This is a genomic window from Photorhabdus hainanensis, from assembly GCF_018448965.1.
GTDB classification, from domain to species: Bacteria; Pseudomonadota; Gammaproteobacteria; order Enterobacterales; family Enterobacteriaceae; genus Photorhabdus; species Photorhabdus akhurstii.
The window spans coordinates 1-22,534 of the sequence record NZ_RCWD01000002.1; the positions used below are offsets into that span (position 1 = coordinate 1).

The 22,534-nt window shown below is 42.0% G+C and carries 22 protein-coding genes; 13 read left to right on the top strand and 9 right to left on the bottom strand.

The window, feature by feature from the left end; translation table 11 throughout:
• Nucleotides 1-240 (top strand): transposase (locus EAE92_RS01565; RefSeq protein ID WP_214066812.1); only part of this gene is annotated, 240 nt, incomplete at its 5' end.
• Here EAE92_RS01565 and EAE92_RS01570 read toward each other — a convergent pair.
• Nucleotides 241-594 (bottom strand): DUF819 family protein, encoded by a 354-nt coding sequence (locus EAE92_RS01570; protein WP_214066813.1) that lies wholly within the window; start codon nt 592-594, stop codon nt 241-243.
• Nucleotides 595-1,551: 957 nt separating this feature from the next.
• On the opposite strand from EAE92_RS01570, the gene pyrI reads away from it, so the two are divergent.
• From pyrI to nrdG, 4 genes are all read left to right on the top strand, one after another.
• Nucleotides 1,552-2,016 carry an aspartate carbamoyltransferase regulatory subunit gene (gene pyrI, locus EAE92_RS01575; protein WP_036810179.1) on the top strand — a complete coding sequence of 155 codons (465 nt, stop codon included), beginning with the start codon at nt 1,552-1,554 and terminating at the stop codon, nt 2,014-2,016.
• Between the two features lie 92 nt (nt 2,017-2,108).
• Nucleotides 2,109-2,495, top strand: a complete 387-nt coding sequence (gene ridA, locus EAE92_RS01580) for a 2-iminobutanoate/2-iminopropanoate deaminase (protein ID WP_214066814.1) — start codon at nt 2,109-2,111, stop codon at nt 2,493-2,495.
• Between the two features lie 248 nt (nt 2,496-2,743).
• Complete coding sequence (nrdD, locus tag EAE92_RS01585; protein WP_214066815.1) at nt 2,744-4,882, top strand: anaerobic ribonucleoside-triphosphate reductase; 2,139 nt, start codon at nt 2,744-2,746, stop codon at nt 4,880-4,882.
• 18 nt (nt 4,883-4,900) lie between these two features.
• Entirely contained in the window at nt 4,901-5,365 is a 465-nt protein-coding gene (gene nrdG, locus EAE92_RS01590; protein WP_214066816.1) for an anaerobic ribonucleoside-triphosphate reductase-activating protein, read from the top strand.
• A gap of 2 nt (nt 5,366-5,367) precedes the next feature.
• Here the strand turns inward: nrdG and EAE92_RS01595 are convergent, their stop codons facing one another.
• Together EAE92_RS01595 and bhsA are read right to left on the bottom strand one after the other, a co-directional pair.
• On the bottom strand, nt 5,368-5,799 hold the full coding sequence (locus tag EAE92_RS01595; RefSeq protein WP_214066817.1) for a YhbP family protein: 432 nt from the start codon (nt 5,797-5,799) through the stop codon (nt 5,368-5,370).
• Nucleotides 5,800-5,922: 123 nt separating this feature from the next.
• Nucleotides 5,923-6,174: a multiple stress resistance protein BhsA gene (bhsA, locus tag EAE92_RS01600; RefSeq protein ID WP_036776459.1), complete on the bottom strand. Its 252-nt coding sequence runs from the start codon at nt 6,172-6,174 to the stop codon at nt 5,923-5,925.
• Between the two features lie 274 nt (nt 6,175-6,448).
• Here bhsA and EAE92_RS01605 point away from each other — a divergent pair, with 274 nt between their 5' ends.
• Nucleotides 6,449-6,763 (top strand): GIY-YIG nuclease family protein, encoded by a 315-nt coding sequence (locus EAE92_RS01605; protein WP_036776461.1) that lies wholly within the window; start codon nt 6,449-6,451, stop codon nt 6,761-6,763.
• On the opposite strand, the gene EAE92_RS01610 is transcribed toward EAE92_RS01605, so the two are convergent.
• Both EAE92_RS01610 and EAE92_RS01615 read right to left on the bottom strand, forming a co-directional pair.
• On the bottom strand, nt 6,732-7,235 hold the full coding sequence (locus EAE92_RS01610) for a GNAT family N-acetyltransferase (RefSeq protein WP_214066818.1): 504 nt from the start codon (nt 7,233-7,235) through the stop codon (nt 6,732-6,734). The genes EAE92_RS01605 and EAE92_RS01610 overlap by 32 nt on opposite strands.
• Nucleotides 7,229-7,525, bottom strand: coding sequence for a hypothetical protein (locus EAE92_RS01615; RefSeq protein ID WP_214066819.1), 297 nt, complete (start codon nt 7,523-7,525; stop codon nt 7,229-7,231). Before EAE92_RS01615 ends, EAE92_RS01610 begins: the two co-directional genes overlap by 7 nt.
• A gap of 618 nt (nt 7,526-8,143) precedes the next feature.
• On the opposite strand from EAE92_RS01615, the gene EAE92_RS01620 reads away from it, so the two are divergent.
• The 7 genes from EAE92_RS01620 to EAE92_RS01650 all read left to right on the top strand — a co-directional run bounded on the left by EAE92_RS01620 (nt 8,144) and on the right by EAE92_RS01650 (nt 18,339).
• Entirely contained in the window at nt 8,144-9,088 is a 945-nt protein-coding gene (locus EAE92_RS01620) for a prenyltransferase (protein WP_214066820.1), read from the top strand.
• Between the two features lie 20 nt (nt 9,089-9,108).
• On the top strand, nt 9,109-11,634 hold the full coding sequence (locus EAE92_RS01625) for a phosphotransferase (RefSeq protein ID WP_214066821.1): 2,526 nt from the start codon (nt 9,109-9,111) through the stop codon (nt 11,632-11,634).
• A 167-nt stretch (nt 11,635-11,801) separates the two neighbouring features.
• A complete protein-coding gene (locus EAE92_RS01630; RefSeq protein ID WP_246544960.1) occupies nt 11,802-14,546 on the top strand; it encodes a phosphoenolpyruvate synthase in 2,745 nt (914 codons plus the stop codon).
• Nucleotides 14,539-15,594 (top strand): hypothetical protein, encoded by a 1,056-nt coding sequence (locus EAE92_RS01635; protein WP_214066822.1) that lies wholly within the window; start codon nt 14,539-14,541, stop codon nt 15,592-15,594. Before EAE92_RS01630 ends, EAE92_RS01635 begins: the two co-directional genes overlap by 8 nt.
• Nucleotides 15,591-17,174, top strand: a complete 1,584-nt coding sequence (locus EAE92_RS01640; RefSeq protein ID WP_214066823.1) for a fatty acid CoA ligase family protein — start codon at nt 15,591-15,593, stop codon at nt 17,172-17,174. Before EAE92_RS01635 ends, EAE92_RS01640 begins: the two co-directional genes overlap by 4 nt.
• Nucleotides 17,175-17,183: 9 nt before the next feature.
• Nucleotides 17,184-17,807, top strand: coding sequence for a CDP-alcohol phosphatidyltransferase family protein (locus EAE92_RS01645; protein WP_036776478.1), 624 nt, complete (start codon nt 17,184-17,186; stop codon nt 17,805-17,807).
• A complete protein-coding gene (locus EAE92_RS01650) occupies nt 17,797-18,339 on the top strand; it encodes a CDP-archaeol synthase (RefSeq protein WP_214066824.1) in 543 nt (180 codons plus the stop codon). Before EAE92_RS01645 ends, EAE92_RS01650 begins: the two co-directional genes overlap by 11 nt.
• Before the next feature lie 110 nt (nt 18,340-18,449).
• On the opposite strand, the gene EAE92_RS01655 is transcribed toward EAE92_RS01650, so the two are convergent.
• The 4 genes from EAE92_RS01655 to EAE92_RS01670 form a co-directional block, all read right to left on the bottom strand.
• Nucleotides 18,450-18,737, bottom strand: a complete 288-nt coding sequence (locus EAE92_RS01655; RefSeq protein WP_011148593.1) for a helix-turn-helix domain-containing protein — start codon at nt 18,735-18,737, stop codon at nt 18,450-18,452.
• A 291-nt stretch (nt 18,738-19,028) separates the two neighbouring features.
• A complete protein-coding gene (locus EAE92_RS01660) occupies nt 19,029-20,174 on the bottom strand; it encodes an ABC transporter permease (protein ID WP_214066825.1) in 1,146 nt (381 codons plus the stop codon).
• Nucleotides 20,174-21,319, bottom strand: a complete 1,146-nt coding sequence (locus EAE92_RS01665; RefSeq protein WP_214066826.1) for an ABC transporter permease — start codon at nt 21,317-21,319, stop codon at nt 20,174-20,176. The genes EAE92_RS01660 and EAE92_RS01665 overlap by 1 nt, the downstream gene beginning before the upstream one ends.
• 7 nt (nt 21,320-21,326) lie before the next feature.
• A complete protein-coding gene (locus EAE92_RS01670; RefSeq protein ID WP_214066827.1) occupies nt 21,327-22,298 on the bottom strand; it encodes an HlyD family secretion protein in 972 nt (323 codons plus the stop codon).
• Between the last annotated feature and the right edge of the window lie 236 nt (nt 22,299-22,534).

Here is a 22,534-nt window from a genome sequence, read left to right on the forward strand (position 1 = left end):
AGTGTTAAGCTTCCTTATTTTCAGTGGGTTAACACAATGATAAGTAATGTAAAAAATTCGATACGCGGAACATATCATTCGATTAGCAAAAAGTATTTACCTCGTTATCTTGCCGAATTCTGTTTCAGGTTCAATTGGCGCTTTAACCTTAAAAAAACATTCGAACAGCTTATTTATTCATGTATCCGGGCAGCACCTATACCTGAGTATTTACTCAAGCTAGCTGAGATTCGATGGTAATCAGGAAATTTTAAAAGCCAAGACTGCACCCACCATCGTCGCTATAGAAGAGAATAAGAACAGTATAAGTAGTCTCCAACTTTCTTTAATAATGCTATGTAAATTAATTTTAAATAATAATAAAGGTATCGCCAACGGAACAATATATTGCCAAACTGCATCGTATACTACTGATTGAGTAGGAATTATTTTTAAATTGGATGCTAAGAGGGCAATAATTAATGCTATCACCGCACCAGGTACTTTCGATGCCCACCTATATTTTTGTTCCATTATAATCGCTAGTGTAGCTGCAATCATTACAAAAGCCCAAAGAGCTAAGGTATTATCAGGGGTAATTAATGTATTATTCATTATTTCTTCCTAACATGTGCCAAGTTAATATTATAGAATTCACATTCTCTATTTAAAATAACCTCACCATAGATTGATTTATTATAACTATTATAAAACAACAGAGCCAGATTACCATAACCATAATACCACCATTTAGTCGAAAAATGAGTAAAACCAGCTAGATCGGTTCATTATATAATAAAGCAATCAACGCTATAAGGTAGTCGACATATCTTTACCAGATTTACGTATTAAAGTAACTGTATAAAATAAGCCACTCATTTTATTAAATCCTCATAAACAACCTTTTATCTGATGTAACAATTCATTTTTCAACAATAATTTTCTCATCACATGTAATTTAATAAACCTGTTTACTCTAAGATTAAAAATTTGATTATTTTTTCAATCTATACATTATTAAAACAATGTCTAAAAGTTCATGAAAACAGTAAGGAATGTATTTGCCATTTTATTATTTAAATAAACATTTAAAAATTTCATTCTTCATTTTATTTGATTAAATAAATAATATTGTTAATAATTATTTATTACAATAAACATATTAATTTAAACCTAAATGTCTGACACAAATAATCTATTAACCCTTATATTCCCAACAAACATTAATTAAATCAATTTTTGAATCAATCTATTTTAACCATTTGTTTTAAGATATTAAAATACCTTTTAATTTAAAAACAATAGCTTTCAATAAGATAAACAATTCAAACAAAATGGCCAAAATAAATAAATAAATAAATAAATAAATAAATTCAACATAGTGCCCTTATAACAATGACGGCTAAAGCTAAGTATATGGAATAACAACAGTAAGATAATATTGATTTGTCTACGTCTTATCTGGATAAACAGGGTGACACCGCCTAAAATGGAAGTCATGTCGATTCTTAACAATATCTCTGGAGGATGAATACAGAAAGTTGTCACTAAAATGTATTCATACAAAACACTATGACCCAAGATCATAAACTACAAGTCGAAGCTATTAGATGCGGTACGGTGATTGACCATATCCCGGCTCAGGTCGGCTTCAAACTACTCTCCCTGTTTAAACTAACTGAAACCGATCAACGCATTACCATCGGCCTGAACTTGCCTTCCAATCGACTAGGTAAAAAAGATATCATTAAAATCGAAAATACATTCCTGACAGAACAACAAGCTAACCAACTTGCTATGTATGCGCCGAACGCAACGGTGAACTGTATTGAAGACTACGAAGTTGTGAAGAAACTTCCCATTAACTTGCCTGAGCGTATCGATAGCGTATTAGTCTGCCCTAACAGCAACTGCATCAGCCACAATGAACCCGTAGAAAGCAGTTTTCGAGTCAAAGTGACAGCGGAAGATGTGGTGCTGACCTGCAAATACTGCGAGAAAGAGTTCGACCGCGATGTGGTAATACGCAACGATTGAACGATCTATGTCAGTTGCTGAGGTAGAAGCGGACACTATAATAGTACCTTCAATGAAATATTCACTTAGTTATCACATTAACAGGAGAACCTATGTCATACGAGATTAATACTAATAAAGCCCCTGCTGCAATTGGTCCCTATGTTCAGGGTGTTGATCTTGGCAATATGGTCATCACTTCCGGCCAGATCCCAGTCAATCCAGAAACAGGTGATGTCGCAGAAGATATCGCCGCTCAAGCTCGTCAATCACTGGAAAATGTTAAAGCTATCGTTGAGAAAGCAGGTCTCACTGTCGGTGACATTGTTAAAACAACTGTCTTCGTTAAAGACCTGAATGACTTCGGTACCGTTAACGCAACTTATGAAGCATTCTTCAGAGAACACAATGCGTCTTTCCCGGCCCGTTCTTGTGTTGAAGTAGCCCGCCTGCCAAAAGACGTTAAAATCGAAATCGAAGCTATCGCGATTCGTAAATAATCCCTGCCCTGTTTTCTACAACCCCTTGGTTAGTTACTGACCAAGGGGTATCCTTCTCACTGAGCCTTAAATATAAGTCTTCATTCTTTGTTTCAGATCAAATTAGATCGTGATTACCTCACTTCAAGTTACTATATATTGTGCTTAAATATGCAAATAAAACTATATATAGCGACATCTATCTTTAAGCTGAATATCAAAACGAGAATCGTTTGCACTTTTAAGCAACATTCTCAAGGAGTCATATTGTGAAAACTGTTGTGATAAAACGGGATGGTCGCCAGGTGCCATTTGATGAAACACGCATCAGAGATGCCGTAAAACGGGCCGCTTCCGCCGTTGGCGTGACAGATGATGAGTATTGTATCCAAGTTGCATCCACAGTAACGCAATTAATCGCTGACTACAGGCAAGTTAATGCACAAGATATTCAGAATGCAGTAGAAAATCAGTTGATGGCAGGCAGCTATAAGCACCTTGCCCGTCTTTATATCGAATATCGTCACAATAGGGATATTACCCGAGAGTTACATAGCCGACTTAATCAAGAAATCCGTGGTTTAATTGAACAGAGTAACGTTTCCCTGCTCAATGAGAACGCCAATAAAGACAGCAAAGTGATTCCCACTCAACGGGATCTGTTGGCCGGGATTGTTGCTAAAAGTTATGCCAAACAACATATTCTGCCGCGCAATGTGGTATTGGCTCACGAAAGAGGCGAAATACACTACCATGATCTCGATTATTCCCCCTTTTTCCCAATGTTTAACTGTATGTTAATCGACCTAAAAGGCATGCTAATCAATGGTTTTAAAATGGGTAATGCTGAAATAGAACCGCCAAAATCCATTTCAACCGCAACAGCAGTAACGGCTCAAATTATCGCTCAGGTTGCCAGCCATATTTATGGCGGTACCACCATCAATCGTATAGATGAAGTATTAGCCCCCTTCGTTAAAGCCAGCTATGACAAACACTTGGCGATTGCCGAAGAGTGGAATATCAGCGATAAAAAATCCTATGCCGAAGCACGAACAGAAAAAGAGTGTTACGACGCTTTCCAATCACTGGAATATGAAGTTAATACACTGCATACCGCCAATGGGCAGACTCCTTTTGTCACTTTTGGCTTTGGTCTGGGTACGTCAAAAGAATCCCGCCTAATTCAGCAATCTATTCTGCGTAACCGCATTGCTGGTTTGGGTAAGAACCACAAAACAGCGATATTCCCCAAACTGGTATTTGCTATCCGTGATGGCCTGAATCACAAACTCGGTGATCCTAACTACGATATCAAGCAACTGGCTCTCAAATGTGCCAGTAAGCGCATGTATCCTGATATTCTTAACTATGATCAAGTGGTTAAGGTCACAGGCTCCTTTAAAACCCCGATGGGTTGTCGCAGTTTCCTCGGTGTTTATGAGGAAAAGGGTGAACAAATTCATGAAGGACGCAATAACTTAGGGGTTATCAGTTTGAACCTGCCTCGGATAGCTATCGAAGCCAAAGGCGATGAAAAACATTTCTGGCAATTATTGGACAAACGTCTGGCACTGGCGAAGCAAGCATTGATGACCCGTATTACCCGTTTGGAAGGCGTTAAAGCACGAGTTGCGCCAATCCTTTATATGGAAGGCGCCTGCGGGGTTCGCTTGAAAGCCGATGATAATATCGCTGAAATCTTTAAACATGGCCGGGCTTCTATTTCTCTGGGCTATATTGGTATTCATGAAACCATTAATGCATTGTATGGCAATCAGGTTCATCTATTTGATGATCCACAATTACGTGCAAAAGCGCTCTCAATTGTTGATCATCTGCGAAAAGCCACTGATCAATGGAAAAAAGAGACAGGTTATGGTTTCAGTTTATACAGCACTCCAAGCGAAAATCTATGTGACCGTTTCTGCCGCCTTGATACCGCTGAGTTTGGTGTAATTAAAGGGGTGACGGATAAAGGCTATTACACCAACAGTTTCCATCTCGACGTTGAAAAGAAGGTCAATCCTTATGACAAATTGGATTTTGAAGCCCCTTATCCACCACTAACAAACGGCGGTTTTATCTGCTACGGCGAATATCCTAATCTGCGACATAATCTGAAAGCACTGGAAGATGTATGGGATTACAGCTACTCACGTGTCCCTTATTACGGTACCAATACCCCTATCGACGAGTGCTATGAGTGTGGATTCACCGGTGAATTCTCCTGTACCAGTAAAGGGTTTACCTGTCCACGTTGTAGCAATCATGAACCTTCCAGAGTATCAGTAATCCGCCGCGTCTGTGGTTATCTGGGAAGCCCCGATGCCCGCCCATTCAATGCGGGCAAACAAGAAGAGGTGAAACGCAGGATAAAACATCTGGCAAATGGGCAATTAGGCTAATGAAGGCAGGCTGACAAAGTGAATTATCACCAATACTACCCTGTTGATGTGGTCAACGGCCCCGGAACTCGCTGCACACTGTTTGTCGCCGGGTGCGAACATCAATGTCCCGGTTGTTATAACAAAAGTACCTGGCGAGTGAACTCCGGCCAGCCATTTACGCAGGAAATGGAAGACCGTGTAATTTTTGATTTACAAGACAAACGCATTAAACGACAAGGGCTATCTTTATCTGGCGGAGATCCCCTACATCCACACAATGCACTCGCGATCCTGAAATTGGTAAAACGGATTAAAACAGAGTGCCCAGACAAGGACATTTGGCTTTGGACGGGTTATCTGCTAAAGGAACTTAGCGAAATTCAACGGGAAATTGTCAGCTATATTAATGTGCTAGTGGATGGCAAATTTATACAAAATCTTTATGAACCCGGTTTACTATGGCGTGGTAGCCACAACCAAGTTATTCATAGATTAAGATAATTTTATCGCTGCCAGCAGATTTTCTTACCAAATCCAAGCGTATTATCAGTCATCTTTATTTCATTGAGATTCAGTTGCCAAATAGGTGTTTTAACAGCAATTGCCACAGGAAAACGGCGGCAATAACGTGCTCTGGCGGCTTTATCTTTTTCACCTTCAAGACGAATGACTTCCCCTTTGAATTGAATACCCTTTATCTGTGCAATATTTCGAATCTGCCCAGCAATGGTACCTGCAACCTGCGGGTTTACCTGCATCATTTCACCGTGGCGAGTATGAAGTTCAGTCATAAACCAAAAAGCGATCTCATCGGCATTGAAAACATAGAAGCAATTTGCACACCAAATATCATCACCGGTTGCTGTGCAAAGCGTTAGGACATGCTGTCTTGCGAGGTATCTATGGATAATCTGAAAGTTTTCAGTGGCGCTCACACTCTCTCCAATAGCAGGATTATATCTGCCTGGAAGCCCAGAACCACGCCGGGATAAACATCATCCTACGGCGTGTTCTGACATCTCCTGACAGGGCCAGGGTTCAGTATGTTCTACTATAAATTAGTTATAGATTTCAGCAACACCTGATAATTGATTCTTACCGCCAGCAGAGATAATGCGGAAAGAAGATGCCCCTGCTTTGTCAGCTTTTTTGGACAACTCGGCACTTAGGGTTTCCAAAGTATCAGCCCCCGTGACAGAAACTACGCCAACTTTAGAAGAGGAAGCAGTTTGAACTTCTGTTGCCGCCATACTGCCAAAAGAGATAGCACTTAAAGCTAAAGCAGCAGCGATATATTTTACGTTTTTCATACTATGATCCTTGATCAATTTTTAGTTGAATGAGTTACTCTCTGTGATGTGGATCATAGTATGCTCTAAAGGCCGGAATAAAAATTAGCAATTATTGCTATTCTATTTCAATTTTTTTGAATAAATAATGCGACGTATAGCAAATTGATATGTAACGGGTCTTATAAAACTGTTATATTATAACAACTTAAACTAAATTATTCAGAAAAATGATATAGAAAAGCGTTCGAGTAAAATATAAATATCAAAAATAGAAAATTCAGAAAAAAATTATATGGCCGAAAATCAATGGGTTCTTTACTTACTGAAAACAAAATCTGGCATGCTTTACACCGGGATAACGACAAATATTCATCGCCGTTTTGCACAACATGAAAACGGGAAAGGAGCAAAATCACTGAGAGGGAAAGGACCGTTACAGCTGGTTTTCAGTAGTCATGCCGGAGACCGCTCCAGTGCCTCACGGCTGGAATATCAAGTAAAACAATTAAGTAAACAGCAAAAAGAGAGGCTGGTTATTTGCCAGCCCGTCTGTATATCAGAATATTTAGCATCAATTAGAAACGGCCAAAGTGTGGGGAATAAGTAACCAGTCCCTGATGGTCAGCCAAAAAACTATCAGCTAATTCATATACCTGAAAATAAGATTCATACGTTGGCCACTGGCAATACAATTGGTGCTCACTAGCAAGCGTAAAACCAAACCGGCGATAATAGAGTGGATCACCTAAAACAACGACGACACCATAACCAAATTCATTCAGGCTATCCAAACCTTCATACACCAGCTTTTCACCAATTCCCTGCCGGCGATATTCTTCTGCAACCGCTAACGGCGCCAGACCAACCCATTGGTGATCTTCACCATTAATATCCACCGGACTAAAAGCCACGTAACCGATTACCTGGCCTTCGTCATCTGTGGCAACCACGCCTAACGTCAATAGTCCATCTTCCCGCAATTGTTGAACTAATTCCGCTTCTGCCGGGGTATCAAAAGATTTCCGTAATAACCGATCTATTCCCGCTGCATCTACCGGAATTTCTACCCTGATCAACATGATAATCGCGCCAGATCGTGCTGATCCGCGCCCTCCGGCAAACTCGTTTTTACACACTCAGCCAATTGCAACAAACCTGCACAGAGAACAGTAAGAATGAATTTCAACGCTATCGCATCTACCAAATTTTTAACACACAACCCTAATTCCGTACGGATAACTATCAGAATCAGATCATTGGCTTCGTCGCTGAAACTAACCTCTTCCTGCTTATACTGGTTGACAACTAAATGACTAGCACGGACAGCAGTAAACCAGCACAGAGTAAGATTGTGGATTTTTCCTAACACAGCTCAGACTCCTTACTTGATAAAGTAACGTAGCTATTTAGCCAAAATATATCGGCATTCCCCGATCCTACATCAAGAATCCAATACAGACCTAACTGTAAATATTACCTTTTAATTATTGTGGCAATATCTGACTATAAACTGCGCTAAATCAAAACATCTCACCACTCATTCAATTACAATAACTAATCATTTATTGTTTTATTCCGGTATTTTATATGGAGTAACTTTGTCCTACTAAAAATTTATTTGCGTGACAAGTTATACAGATAACGAAACAGATACTCATTTATATTTGTCTGAAATATGATATCGAAGCCCGTTATCCCTCAATCTGAGGATGAGATAAAATATCGTACAAACATACAGTTATGGGAAATTTTGTAAACATAAGTTGCATACTAAAATTAAAATTTACACATACTGATTATAGCCGATGACAAACTTTTGGCTTAATGTATGGCTCCAGTCTATACGTATTTTTGAAGTTATTTAGAGAAATAATGTTAAAAAACACTCATAGACTTTATTAAGATTCTCTTCTGGATTGATTATCCTCAAGCTGAATTTTCACAAATGTATATAGTTTAGTCTTTATACAATAAATAGGAATGATGTATGGAAGGCCAAGATATTTATTCAAAATTCATTGGTAAGAGGATAAAGCTATGGATGGATGAGCGTTTCCCGCTGCAAAATGCGCCGCTTTTCTTTCTCTTTTATATCATCAGTTATTCCGTAGCTTTTTATTCAATAAGGGAAAAACCTGTTTTATCATGGGAAATCCTGCTCGGTTGCCTGATGTCCTTCTCCTATTTTTTACTATTACGGATATTCGATGAGCATAAGGATTATCAACTGGATTGTGAACATCACCCACAGAGGATTTTACAACGCGGTATTATTACGCTGAAAAATCTACGGGTGCTTGGTATCTGTTGTGTCGCATTACAATTGGGTGGAAGTCTATTTTTAGATAGAGGAATTGGTTCAGTTACTTTTGCCTGGCTATTGGTCTTTATCTGGACCTGTCTTATGGGCAAAGAGTTCTTTATCGGTGATTGGTTAAACCAACACCTTACTTGGTATGCCATTTCCCATATGCTGGTAATGCCGCTCATTATCTGGTGGTTGGGCAATATCGCCAGCCCTAATCTCACATTCACTTTCCCAATATGGGTCTTAATGGGGTTGTGCTTCTTCTCTGGATTCAGTTTTGAAATTACACGCAAGTGTAAAGGTCCAGATGAAGAGCGCCTGGAAATACCGACCTATTCATCTATTTTCGGCAGAAAAGGGGCTGTCGCTATTATCGCGGCATTACTCACCGTAATGTTGATATTACAGATTTGGCTAATCCGTATCACCACTGATGGTATAGCGTTATGGGCGTTAATTATCTTGGTCGTTTGTTATGCATTGTGTCTATGGCAATTAAGTAAATTCCTCCGTAACCCCACTATCCAAAATCGCAAACGCGATGAAGCTGTCGTGGGAATATTTATGGTGCTGGGTTACTCGGTTTGCACTGCCAGCATCTTAATAAAGCTTGGGTTTGCTTAGGTATTAAAGGAAATATAATTATGTTGCAAAAGAATATCCAATCATATGTAAGTGATGCATCAGATAATACCACTGATCACATAGAAAACTGTGCGCGAGGTTCTATTCTAGAATTGTCACGTGACATATTTAGCATCAAAAAACACCAAGGAGCATCTGCCGTCCGTACAGAAACAACTCAAGTAAAATTATTGCCCCGCCGCCACCTCTACACCTACACCGAAGAAGCGCGACAAAAGCGTCTGGATTATTTGGCAAAACATACCGGGCATACATTGGAATACGTGGCAAATACCCATCTGGATGCGACCAAACTGGCAAAAACCATTGAAGGATTTATTGGTTCAATAGAAATCCCCGTGGGGATCGCCGGCCCTCTCTTGATAAAGGGACAATACGCTCAAGGGGTATATTATGCTCCACTTGCCACCACAGAGGGCGCTTTAATTGCTTCGGTATCCCGAGGTTCTTCCGTTATTACGCAATCAGGAGGGACGACCGCGCGTGTACTCGGTCAACGCATGATACGAGCCCCTCGTTTTGAATTTCATAGCGTCTCGCATAGCATTATGTTCAGTGATTGGATCAAAGAACATATCAGCGAATTACGGTATGAAATAGGACGCCATTCCAAACATGCGCAATTGTTGGAAATAAATCCACATATCATCGGTCGCAGCGTCCATTTGCAATTTATCTACAATACCGCCGCCGCGGCAGGTCAAAACATGACCACTATTTGCACTTGGTATGCATGTCAATGGATCCAACAACAGCTAGCCAAAATGGCGTTTATACCACTACGTCACTTTATGATCGATGGTAATACCTCTAGTGATAAAAAGGTGTCTTATCAACCTTTCATCGAAGGACGGGGAACTCGCGTAGTAGCTGAGGTTTATTTAGATGCTGAATCCTGTCAGCAAATCTTGCGAGTCACGCCACAACAGCTTGTCACGGCTTATCATCATGTCTGCGAAGGCGCTATTGCCTCAGGGATGATCGGCATGAATATTAATGCCGCAAACGTGATTGCCGGGATGTTTACCGCTTTAGGGCAAGATATTGCCTGTGTACATGAATCGTCAGTCGCCCACCTGCACATGACATTAACCGCCGATAACCGCGTCTATTGCAGTATTACACTACCTTCTCTGATCATCGGCACCATCGGTGGCGGAACTTATTTACCACACCAACGTGAATGTCTGAACATGTTGGGCTGCACCGATGAAAACGGCACCGCCCGCCTGGCGGAGATCATCGCCAGCTATTGTCTGGCCCTTGATATTTCAACGCTGTCAGCTATTGCTGCGGATGAATTCGCTCAATCACATGAAAGACTTGGCCGTTATCGCCCTGCTGCTGCCAGTAGTATCACTGCACACACCCCACAGGACCTTGATCTCTCCTTCTTCCAGCAAGCAGATTTTAACCCTGTGTTACAAGGGGCTCATTTAACCACGATCAATCCTAAATTTTCTGGCGGTGATGAGCACAGCATGCTGACAAATCTGAGCTCAAATTATGCGGAGCGTTTAATTGGCTTATTTCCTTTTTCTATGACGACATCCGCACAGAACAATTTACCTGTGATGCTGAAACTGAAACCTCTGGGAAGTGAGGTCGTTAATATGGTACTGGATATCGCCAAACACTGTTCTCCTGAATTGTTTGCCGTTTTCCAGGACTTTGAACATCAGCTTGAATTTAACCAAAGCCATAGCCGTGAGCTGGCTATTATGAATCAGCAAGATCCACGGTTGATGCGTTATATTCCAATTATCTATGGTGTGATTGAAAACGAAGCAACCGGAACTTATGCCCTGATTGAAGAATTGCTCCACGATATGGTGTTAATGAACAATATTAATCTGGAAACACCTTGGGAGCAGCGCCACCTTGAAGCCGCTATCCGAGGAATAGCCGATATTCACGCTATCTGGTTGGGACGAGAAGAAGAGCTCACGTTGAAGTTCCCACAACTGCAAATTGCGAATGCCGATACGGTTTCACAGATGAAGCCCCTGTGGCAAAAACTGGGCAATTTTGTCCACCAAGCGTTCCCTGAGTTGTTTACCGCCGAAGAACGGAAAGATTTCCAGTACTGGGTAGACAACACCGCCACTTGGTGGAAGGAAATCGAACAGATGCCAAGGACATTAATTCACGGCGATTTCAATCCACGTAATATTGCCTTCCGGCAACAGGAAACCGGGCTACGTTTATGCGCTTGGGATTGGGAGTTATCTACTTTGCACCTGCCACAACGCGACCTGGCAGAACTTTTGGCCTTTAGCTTAGACCCACAAAGCGATGCGGATAAGGCGGCCTATTATATTGAACTACACCGGATTGAGCTTGAGCAAAAATCGGGGCTATCTCTTGATCCAATAAATTGGCGTCGTGGCTATGAGTTAGCACTACGTGATTTATGGATGAGAAGAATTCCGCTTTATATGATGGCCCACAATGTTGTTGGCTATCCATTTATGGAACGCACAATGAAAACTCTCGGTTGGCTTATTTCATTAACACGGAATTAATAATCAACCGAATAAACTATTTAATTTTACTCTTCCTCTAAAATAAGGGTGCAGCAATAGCTTGTAATACATTCATATCTTATTGATCTATTCACGCCAACAATATTACGTGCAAATAAGACCATGATGTAAGCAAAGTATACTATTGCTGCATTGGTGGAATAAATATGAAATATCTCTACTCTCAAGATAACGCTATTGAATTGGCGGAACACTCCTTAGGCGGCAAAGCGGCTAATTTATTATGGCTTACGCAAAACGGTTTTCCTGTACCTAATTATTGGGTCATCAGCAGCGAGGTACTCAATAGCCTGCTTATCAAAGATACATTTGCAAACAATATTATAGAACAGTTGGCTGCCGTACCACGTGATATCAGCCAGGAAAAACTCGACACTATTGCTGCGCCATTGCGTCAGTGGATACAGTCGATTCCACTGCCTACTGAATTAGAAGAAGAATTGGCTCTCTTATCAGGGAATCACCCAGATACATTTTTCGCTGTTCGCTCATCAGCCATTGGCGAGGACGCCGCCAACGCCTCTTTCGCCGGGCAGATGGACAGCTACCTATTTCAACGAGGTAAATCAGCGCTGGTCAATAGCTTACGTGCGGTAATGGCCTCAGCTTTTAACACGCGTGCATTACAATATCGCCTACACAAACAGCTACCGATGGGCAATATAAGTAGTGCTGTCATCATTCAAAACATGGTTGCCGGTGAGGTTTCTGGTGTCATGTTTACTGCCCACCCAGTGACAGGCAGCAGGCAACATTGCCTAATCTCAGCCGCCTGGGGCGCCGGAGAAGGTGTGGTTTCCGGCGAATGCGATACCGACGAATTCTCAGTTCATCTCACTACACCCGAGATTGAACGCCATATAGCACAAAAAGAGACAGCAAGTGTTTTCGATACCACCAATGGCAGCGGTACAATAACAATACCCGTCGCGGAAGAAAAACAGTGGAAGCCGACCTTACTCGATAGTGAAATCTATGCATTACGAAATATTGGCAAAAAAATCGCGGCAGAACGGGGATGCCCACAAGATATCGAATGGACGATTCAAAACCATAAAATCTTTATTCTACAGACCCGGCCAATAACCCGCTTGCCACGTCAGGATGATAAAAGCGAGCGCCATATTATCTTTGATAATTCCAATATTCAGGAATCTTATTGTGGAATAACAACACCACTGACCTTCTCTTTTGCTCGCGCCGGTTATGCCACCGTTTATGAACAGACAATACGTGCCTTAGGTTGCTCGGATAAACAAGTTAACCAGCATCGTTCCATGTTGGAAAATATGCTCGGTTTAATTAAAGGCAGGATCTATTACAACATCAACAATTGGTATAAAGGGCTATTATTACTCCCCTCTTTCCAAACCAATAAAAAAGATATGGAAAGAATGATGGGACTAGAAGACCCAGTTGACTTTGTTGAAGATAAAGCACTTTCGCTGGGCGATAAAATAAAGAAACTGCCCAAAATGGGATGGGCACTCTTGCGCCTGATATATGCCTTTAGGACTATGGATCAACGGGTAGAACTATTTTTAGAACAGTTCAAATGGCATGACGCCGCCATAAAACAAGCAGAACCGTATACTTGTAACAGCGGCCAACTCATCGAGAAACTGAAATATCTGGATGAAAATCTGCTACGACGCTGGACGACGCCGATCCTGAATGACTTCTATGTGATGATGTTTAATGGCCGGGTAAACCGGGAGCTAATTGCTGCCGGTATTGAGAATTCATCTGCATTATTAGGTGATCTTCTCTCTGGGGATGAAGATATTGAAAGCACCCAACCGACCAAAGTGCTGTTAAAGATGTGCCAATATGCACGTCAGCACCCTGAGTTGTGCAATCTATTGACCCACGGTGATGCTCGTACCCTGCTGACCCAAGTACGCCAACTCGACGAATCATTCCACCAGCAGTGCATCGATTATATTAAAAAATATGGCGATCGCACGATGGGGGAATTGAAGCTGGAAACCATCACGCTAAAACAAGATCCCAGTTTTCTATTTCTGATACTAAAAAACTACCTTGCTATCGATACTCTCACGCCAGAGACGCTATCTAGCCGGGAAAGAAAATTGCGTACTCAAGCCGAAAACACGGCATTTCAGCAAATACACGAGCGACTTGGCTCCAGACGTATGAACGCCTTCAAAAAGAATTTGCAGAAATTGCGTCAAGCGATACGCCACCGGGAAAATATGCGCTTCACCCGGACCCGTATGTTTGGGCTATACCGGGATATTTTCATACAACTTGGTCAAGCCTATGCACTAGAAGGTATCCTCGCTGAACCCCGCGATATTTTTTATCTCACGTTAGAGGAGATCTACAGCGGCTACGAAGGAACAGCAATACAAACCCAACTTAAGCCTTTAGTTGCTATACGCAAGCAAGAATATGCCAGCTACGAAACCGAGGATGAACCCGCTCATCACCTTTTCATTAGAGGCTCGCTGTACCAACAGCAAGATTACAGCTATCCCTATCAGGAAAAGCAGTCCCCAACTGATAGCAGCGTGCTACAAGGCATAGGTTGCTACCCAGGGCAGGTTGAAACAACTATCCGATTAATTAAAAACCCACAAGATGAAATGTCGCTGGCAGGTCAGATCCTATGTACTGTGCGTACTGATCCGGGTTGGGCGCCGTTATTCCCTACCGCCGGTGGATTACTCATCGAGCGCGGTTCGACTCTCTCACATTCCGCCGTTGTCGCTCGTGAACTAGGGATCCCCGCAATTGTCGGTATTCCCGCAGTCACGCAAATTTTGCAAGACGGCGATCGAGTACGCATGGATGGCGCAACTGGGAGTGTTGTCCGCTTGCACGACACTACAGCAGAAGAACAGACATCAAGGAGTGAACATGTCTAATATATTGATGGGAGAGTGGTCCCCGGCCAATCCACTGCCAGAAGGTTTTCTTGACCTTCCACCAATGATTTATCGCGATTGGCCGCTCTGGCCTGGCGAAGACCGGGAAAAAGTGCAACAACAGTTCAGCCCGAAGAATTCCTGGTTTAATCACAGTAAAGCTTGGATTGGTTGTATTCCGGGGAAAGCCCGTCTTGTCGGTTTTTTAGTACCTCATAGTGTTGATGGCCGATCTGCCGCATTTTTCGGCTTTTGGGAAACGGATAATGACATAGCAAGCAACACCATGCTGTTTAGCGCCTTGGAACAATGGGCCAAGGAAAATGGTGCGCGTAATCTCTACGGACCCATTAATTTCTCAACTTTCGGCGATTACCGCGTTCGACTTGATCATTTTGAGGTCTCTCCCTTTGAGCATGAGCCTTATAACCCTCCTTACTATCCTCTTTTGTTAAAAGAGTTAGGGTTTGATATCCGTTATCGCTATATCTCACTATTCGACGATACTCAGGCAATAGCAGGCAACTTTCAGCAAGCTCATCAACGCGCGCAAAAACTTCCTGATATTCAAGCAACATTATTGCCGTTAACACCGGAATTATGGATGCAAGAACAGGTTAAACTTTATTCTTTTATCGACTCAGTATTTGGCGAAAATTTCGCTTATACCACGCCATCTTGGTCCGCCTTTCAACAGCACTGTGGTGAGGAGTTTATTAAACCTTTTTGCCGTTATCCTGCCTCATTTCTGGCTAAAACCACCAACGGCGAAATTGCCGGGTTACTTCTAAGTCTGTCTGTTCTACAAAAAGGTCAGCCCGCTATCGGGTTGTTGAAAACCGTGGCAGTTGCACCGCAATACCGGGGCAGTCGGCTGTACAACACGCTGTATTACTCATTTGAACAGAGCGCCAGGCGTATTCACCCACGTTTGGGAGGCGCTTTGATGCGTGAAGATAATACATCTCTCAAGACCGCAGGACGGCTTTTTAATACGCCGGCTGCCACCAAGCATCAATATGCGCTTTATTACAGGAGGATCGCATGACAAATATTTGTCAACCAATTGTCAATGCAGCCCAAAAACACCCTGAGCATTTAGCCCTGCAAACGCCACATTCATTGGATCACAGTAACGGCTTAAGCTTTCAGGCGTTTTTTTCTCATGCCTCCCATTTCCAGCGTCTATTAACCCAGGCCGGCTTCGTCGCTGGCGATCGCTTGTTGGTGATTATTCAACCAGGTTTAGTCCTTTATCCATTGCTTATTGCTATTCTGGGTTTAGGGTTAGTTCCAGTTATGCTTGAACGCGGGCTTTCCAGAAAGCAACTGAGAGAGATACTGCGCCGCAGTAAATTATCAGCGGTGATCACCCAGCCTACGTTAGGAAAATTCTGGTTTTTGATCCCTGAATTGTGGCGACTACGACGTTTTGTCATCGGCCAACGTATCTGGGGCATGAAAGCGTTGGAAACACCCAGTCAACATTTATCTTTAAATAGCTTTATCTGCCGAGATTTACCGTCGGATACAACTGGATTAATTACCTTTACCTCAGGCTCCACCGGCATACCCAAAGGCGCAAACCGCACTCATGACAGCCTGCTAGCACAACTTTACGCCATAACAGCGCTTTTTCCTGAGGGAAAAAGTGAGATTGACCTACACAGTTTCCCCGTTATGGTGCTGCACTCATTGTGTTGCGGCAACAGCAGTATTCTGCCTGATTTTGACTTTGCCCATCCCGCAACCGTCGATCCGCAGAAGATCGTCAAGCAAATACAAGACAAAGGTATTACATGCCTCAGCGGCGCTCCCGCCTATATGAGCAAAATTACCGGTTATGCTAAGAGCAAAGGGTTGTCATTCCCCAACGTGCGAACAATCATTGTAGGTGGCGCGCCTGCCAACAAGGCTCTGCTTGAAAACTGCCTGACCGTCTTCCCACATGCTCGGCATTTAGTGGTCTATGGTTCCACCGAGGTTGAACCGATCAGTACCGTCGAAATGACGACTCAATTAAACCACTGGGCAACTCATGATGGTTATTTGGTTGGAAAACCGGTGACACAAGCAGAAATATGTATCCGGGAAATAACAGCTAATCCCCAACAAATTACCCCGCTGCCCGCCGGTAATGTGGGTGAAATCTTGGTTGCCGGGCCTCATGTGCTCAAAGACTATATTGATAATCCTCAAGCAACGAAAGAAAACAAACTCCCACGTAAACAGGGGGGCATTTGGCACTGTACTGGTGACGTTGGCTATCTGGATACTACAGGACAGCTCTGGCTACTTGGACGGGTAAAAGACAAAGTGGTGCTAGATGATGGCCGTATCATTCATCCTTACGTACTGGAAAAAAGGATCAATGAACTACCAGAGGTCACTCAAAACGCGTTTGTGCTACATCCTTTAAGCGGAGCCGCTCTGATACTGGAGAGCGCCACACTACCGGCAGATTTACCCGCTATTTTAGACGAGTTGGCGCTCACACTAGTTACCCGTATTTATTATGTTAATTCTATTCCGGTCGATATTCGTCATAACAGCAAAATAAACCGCATTGCTCTGACAAATATGCTCAGAAAAGGCCAATTGTCCTCCGTTCCATACAAGGAAAAATAAGGAAAAGTTATGAACAATAATCATTTTATTATCCAATTAAATAGAGCAGACTATATTACTATTGGTGGGGCGGTATTTAGCGCTCTTGCCGTGGCAGCCGCATTACAACATTGGTATTACTTAGCTATTGCGTTTTTATATCTTGCCATGCTTGGCGACGCGCTCGATGGTATTTTAGCCAGAAACTTAAATATTACGCGCCCATTTGGTCGTTATCTTGATGGATTTATGGATCAACTTATTTACTTGATCTCTCCAGCTATTATTCTCTACCTTTCCGGTTATCAATCTTGGTATTCCCTGTTTATTATCTTAATGATCATTAGTGGTTGCCTGCGATTATCTGTATTTAATGAAGTCGGGAATATTAAGAATGAAAACCAGCTCTCCTATCTCGGTATGCCCGTATTCTGGAGCTTATTTATTATCAGTGGTTACGCTTTGGTAAGCTTAGTCGTCGAGCCGTGGTTAAGCCATCTCTTACTGACATTAGCGCTCCTTACATTCAGTATCGCTATGTTATGGGATCGCCCGTTTTATAAATTCAAGAGTCTCAATACTATCATCAGTACAACACTTGCAGGATTTGTTTTATTTACCGGTCTTCATTTCTGGAGTCTTTATGTTCAATAGTTTTTATCATGGATGGATTTTAATGATCCCCGTCATCCTTGGTGGTTGTTTACACATGGTAATTGTGACGAAAAACTATTTTGCCCGCTGGGCTATTCCAATACATCAACGTTATTTTGGTCGCAACAAGACCTGGCGCGGTTTTATTGTTGTACCCATTATTACCGCACTATTTTCACTATTGTGGTTAGTTCCCGGTTTCGGAATACAGGACACTGTTATTCCCCAGACTATTTCCTCCTGTTTATTTGCCGGTTTTCTGGCGGGTTTCGGCTATGTTCTTTTTGAATTACCGAACTCTTGGCTAAAAAGGAGACTCGGCGCACCTCCGGGAAAACACCCGGAACAAAATAAGCGATTGTTTATTTTATTCGATCAACTTGATTCTGCTATTGGCGTCACAATAGCCTATTTTATTTATCTTAATCTTACTTATGTCGATGCATTTTCTGTTTTCTTCTGTTTTTTAATCAGCGCCTTTGTCGTTAAAAATATATTGTTTTTGCTTTCGCTGAAAAAAACGAGATTTTAAGCGAAGAAATCAGATAGAAATATTGCAGGAAAATGGCTTCCTTTAACGGAAGCCTCTTAGAACAAGCAGATCTTAAGTATCACCACCAACGGAACACACATTCTGTAGTATTACTTCGCAGTTAAAGATAACTCAACACCACATGCAGCAGCATAACGTTTAAGTGTGTGCCAACTAGCTTTCGTTACATTCTTCTCAATACGGGTAACCGCAGACGGATTAATTCCCATCCGTTTAGCTATATCTATTTTCTTTAGACCCGCCTTTTCCCTCCACTCAGTGAGTTGTTCCAGCAGCTCATATTCTTCTGTAGCCTCAACATAAGCTTGTATAGCTTCCGGTGTATTAAGAAGACGCTTTCTCACTTCTGAATGTGAGATAGGAGTTACTTTAGCCATATGTCATATCCTCCTATCGTTTTTCCATCTCATATCGGTGAAATTGACCGTTCCTGACAGCACACCGAAACTATCATTGGTTCTGTTATATGATTCTAAAAAAACAATACATAGAGAGATATTTAATGATAAGTACTAATTATTAATGTGATTACCATAACTTTATCTACCCAACTGAATTACATAGATAAAAAATTATAATGAGTATAAAAATAGAACATATATGCACCACTCTATCTGGTCATTTTGCTATCGCACTAGAATAAATCACGAATTAGGAAACATAAATCATCACTTAAACACCTTACGCAAATAATAGGTTATTTTCCTTAATTCACCATTACGCACCATACTTATCAAAATTCCTAACAGAGTATAAACCCCACCAAGAACCAGCATCATGACAATATCTCCCAGTACATTCTGTACTGGCAATCCCATTTGGTTAACACCGGCAATCGCTTTCGTTGCCCAAGTCGATGGTAAAGCAGAAGAGATTATTCTCACCCAATCAGGCATTGCCTGTATCGGCCAGACTGTGCCGGAAATATAGAACACAGGCGTGGTAAGCAAGGCGATCGTTAAATAGATCATTTCTACACTGCGCATACATTCTGTTACTAATTTACCTAATCCGAGTACCGCCAACATAAACAAGAACGTCAGCATTAATAGCAAAAGAATAGACGCCTCCTGTCGGTATCCCAACACCCACGGCCAAAGCACAAAAAAGATGATGGAGAGAAAAAGCCAAATCGGTAATAACGCCGACAACGCTCCCAAATAGACAGGCAATGGAGGTTTACCTTTCGGTGTACCACGTATCGTAATACTGACCCGCACACAAGATATCAATAACGAGTGTTGTAATAACATCACCAACAAACCGGGAAAAACAATTGCGGCAAAACTAACGCCAGGATTAAATAGCCCAACAGTTTCACTACGAATCGGCATCAGTAATAATTCTGTCTGTTCAGGGCTGAAACCATATTTCAATAATAATTTGCTATTATATTCGTTTAGCAATTGCCGGTGGGCTGAGGTTAATTCTTGCTGAATTTGCCCATTGGCAAGGCGACTTGTTGCATCGCCATAAATCGGAAAGGTGATATTTTTTCCATTAAGAATATTTTTCTCCAGATCCGCCGGAATAATAATAATCGCGAAAATTTCACGTAGCAATAGATCATGACGGGCATCAGCTAAATTGTCATAGCTATGGACAGCAATTTTAGCCGTAGAATTAAGCTGGCGTATTAACGCGCGACTAGCAGAGCTGTGATCCTGGTCGATCACAGCAACCGGTAGATCCCATACTGTTGGCCGGACATATACCAAACTCATCATACACAAGGAAACCAACATCAACATCCACATGGGCTTTTCCAACATTCCCATTAATACCCGGCGAAAAGTTTGCCAATACATCTGCATTATTCATCACCCTGTGGCAAACCAAGTCGTTTAAATAACCGGTTTCGTACTAACAGAAAACAAACGACCGGATAAATAAGTAATAAAGCACAAACAGATAAAATACCCAGCAAAGAAACCTCTCGCAGAAAAATATCAAACATCGCATTTAGCGCATGCGTCAAAGGCTCAATATTGGCAATTATTCGTGCCGGCAATATCATTGATAATTCTGGCACTGACATACCTGAAAAAGTCGTCGCAATACTGACTAGCACTCCAATTAAACTGTAAGCCGTCAATGTGCTATTAGTGAAAGTAAACAACAACAGGCCAATACTTTGAGCGGCAATAACGTAGAAAAAACCCACTATCACCATATATATTGGGTTGCCATTCACTTTTGCATCAAATATACCAATCAGAGCAGCCAATTCAACAATCAATAACAGAGTAAAAAACAGGGTATAAGGCGCCAATTTTCCCAACAGGGCGAAAGTAAATGGTTTCATTGTCATCAGTGTCTTGCTGCGTGCCATGCTATAAATCGTGCAGGTTACAACAAAAAGCTGTAACAAATGGATTGTAGCCGCAAACTGCTGATAATAGATGTAACTACCACTGGCATTAAAAAGGCTGTCATAAACGAGCGTAACATTGGCTAATGGCGGTAACTGATGTCCCATTTCTGTCGCCAATATGGAACGATATTTCGCATTAATCTCTGCCATTAATCCACTGAGATCTTGAATAGAATAACTTCCGGCACCATAAAACAACGCGTTGTAATACATACGCACTGTTGGCTGGTATCCTCTGAGCGCGTTAGCTTCAAAATCGTGCGGGATATAAAGTAAAGAGTAATCCTTAGCACTGCCAAGCCTCTCAAGAGATTCCTGTAATCCGCCATCATAAGATTTAATCTGCGCATGAGAAGCCGCATCCAGGTTACGTATTAGATGACGTGATAGCGGGCTTTGATCATTATCAACCACCGATACTGGCAGATTGAGCAACGTCCCTTCTGAGAAATTTGCGCTGATCAGCACAAATAGCATCAACGGAAATAGCCAGCTTAGCCAGTGAAAAACCGGACTACGAATTACAGCCCGGATTTCTTGGCTAAAAGCGCGTTCGAAACCACGCCATGCAACCTTGCTTCGCATCAGTCACCTACTTATCCCAACGCCACAAGGCACTCATACCAGGACGTAAACCTTCAATAGGCTGTAAGGAATACAAGCGCACTTCAAAGGTTCTTAAATCGAAATCACCAGTGGCGCGAGTGGCACGTTTAGTCGCGTAATCACCCATCGGAGAGATATAACGAACTTCGGCTTCAACCTCTTTATCACCTAGCGCAGGAATACGAAGTTTGACTTTATCCCCTTTGTGTACCTTTGCCAGAATGTCTTCCCGCAGGTTATAAATAAAATAAGCTTCTGGTACACGGATTAATGTCACTAAAGGACTATTAGCACTAAATAATTCACCAACTTCTGCCGGAATCGGCCCCACTTCCCCCGCGACAGGCGCTTTGACTTGCAAATCATCACTCTGGGTTCGCAACTCAATCAGTTGCTGTTCAGCCTGACGTAAAGCTGCTGCGTATTTCTGGCGCAATTCAATCCTGTCACCATGCCTGCCTTCATCCAATGCCGCTTTTGCGCTCTGCATTTTCTGATAAGCAACATCCCTACTTCTGTGAGCATTATCTAGATCGTTCCGTGAAACATAACCTTTAGATGCGACATTCTGAATACGATCATATTCACGTACCGCATTATCGTATTCGGCCTGAGCTTGTGCCAAACCCGCTTCCAAATTCCGAATACTTTCTTCACGGGTTCCATGAAGAGATTGTTCCAACTGTGCTTTAGCTTGATCACGAGCAGCTTCCAGTGAAGCAACCTGGGCTAGTAATTCCGGGCTTTCAAGTGTAATCAGCAACTGACCTGCTTTAACATCATCTCCCCGTTCAACGTGACGTGTGATCACTCGTCCCTTAGCTTTGGATGCCACAATCACTTCCGGCGCATCAACTTCACCTTGCAACAATAAATATTGGTTATGAGAATGAAACAACACAGCCATTGCTGTGAGCAAAATCACCAGTAAAATCGTAAAAAGTGTTCTTTTTTTCATGATGTCTTACACATCCAAAATTACCCGACTCGAAACTAACGTTATAGCTTCGCATTGTTCTACGGAAAATTTCTTATATATTCGTGCGTATAATCACTGACAGAAAGGAAAACGCTTTATAATAGTGTAGTGGTTTATGATTGTTGTCAAATATTAACCTACTTAAACTAAACTTTTAATAATATTATTAGCTGTTTCTGTAAACTAATAACATCCATAAATCCTCTCGGAAAATT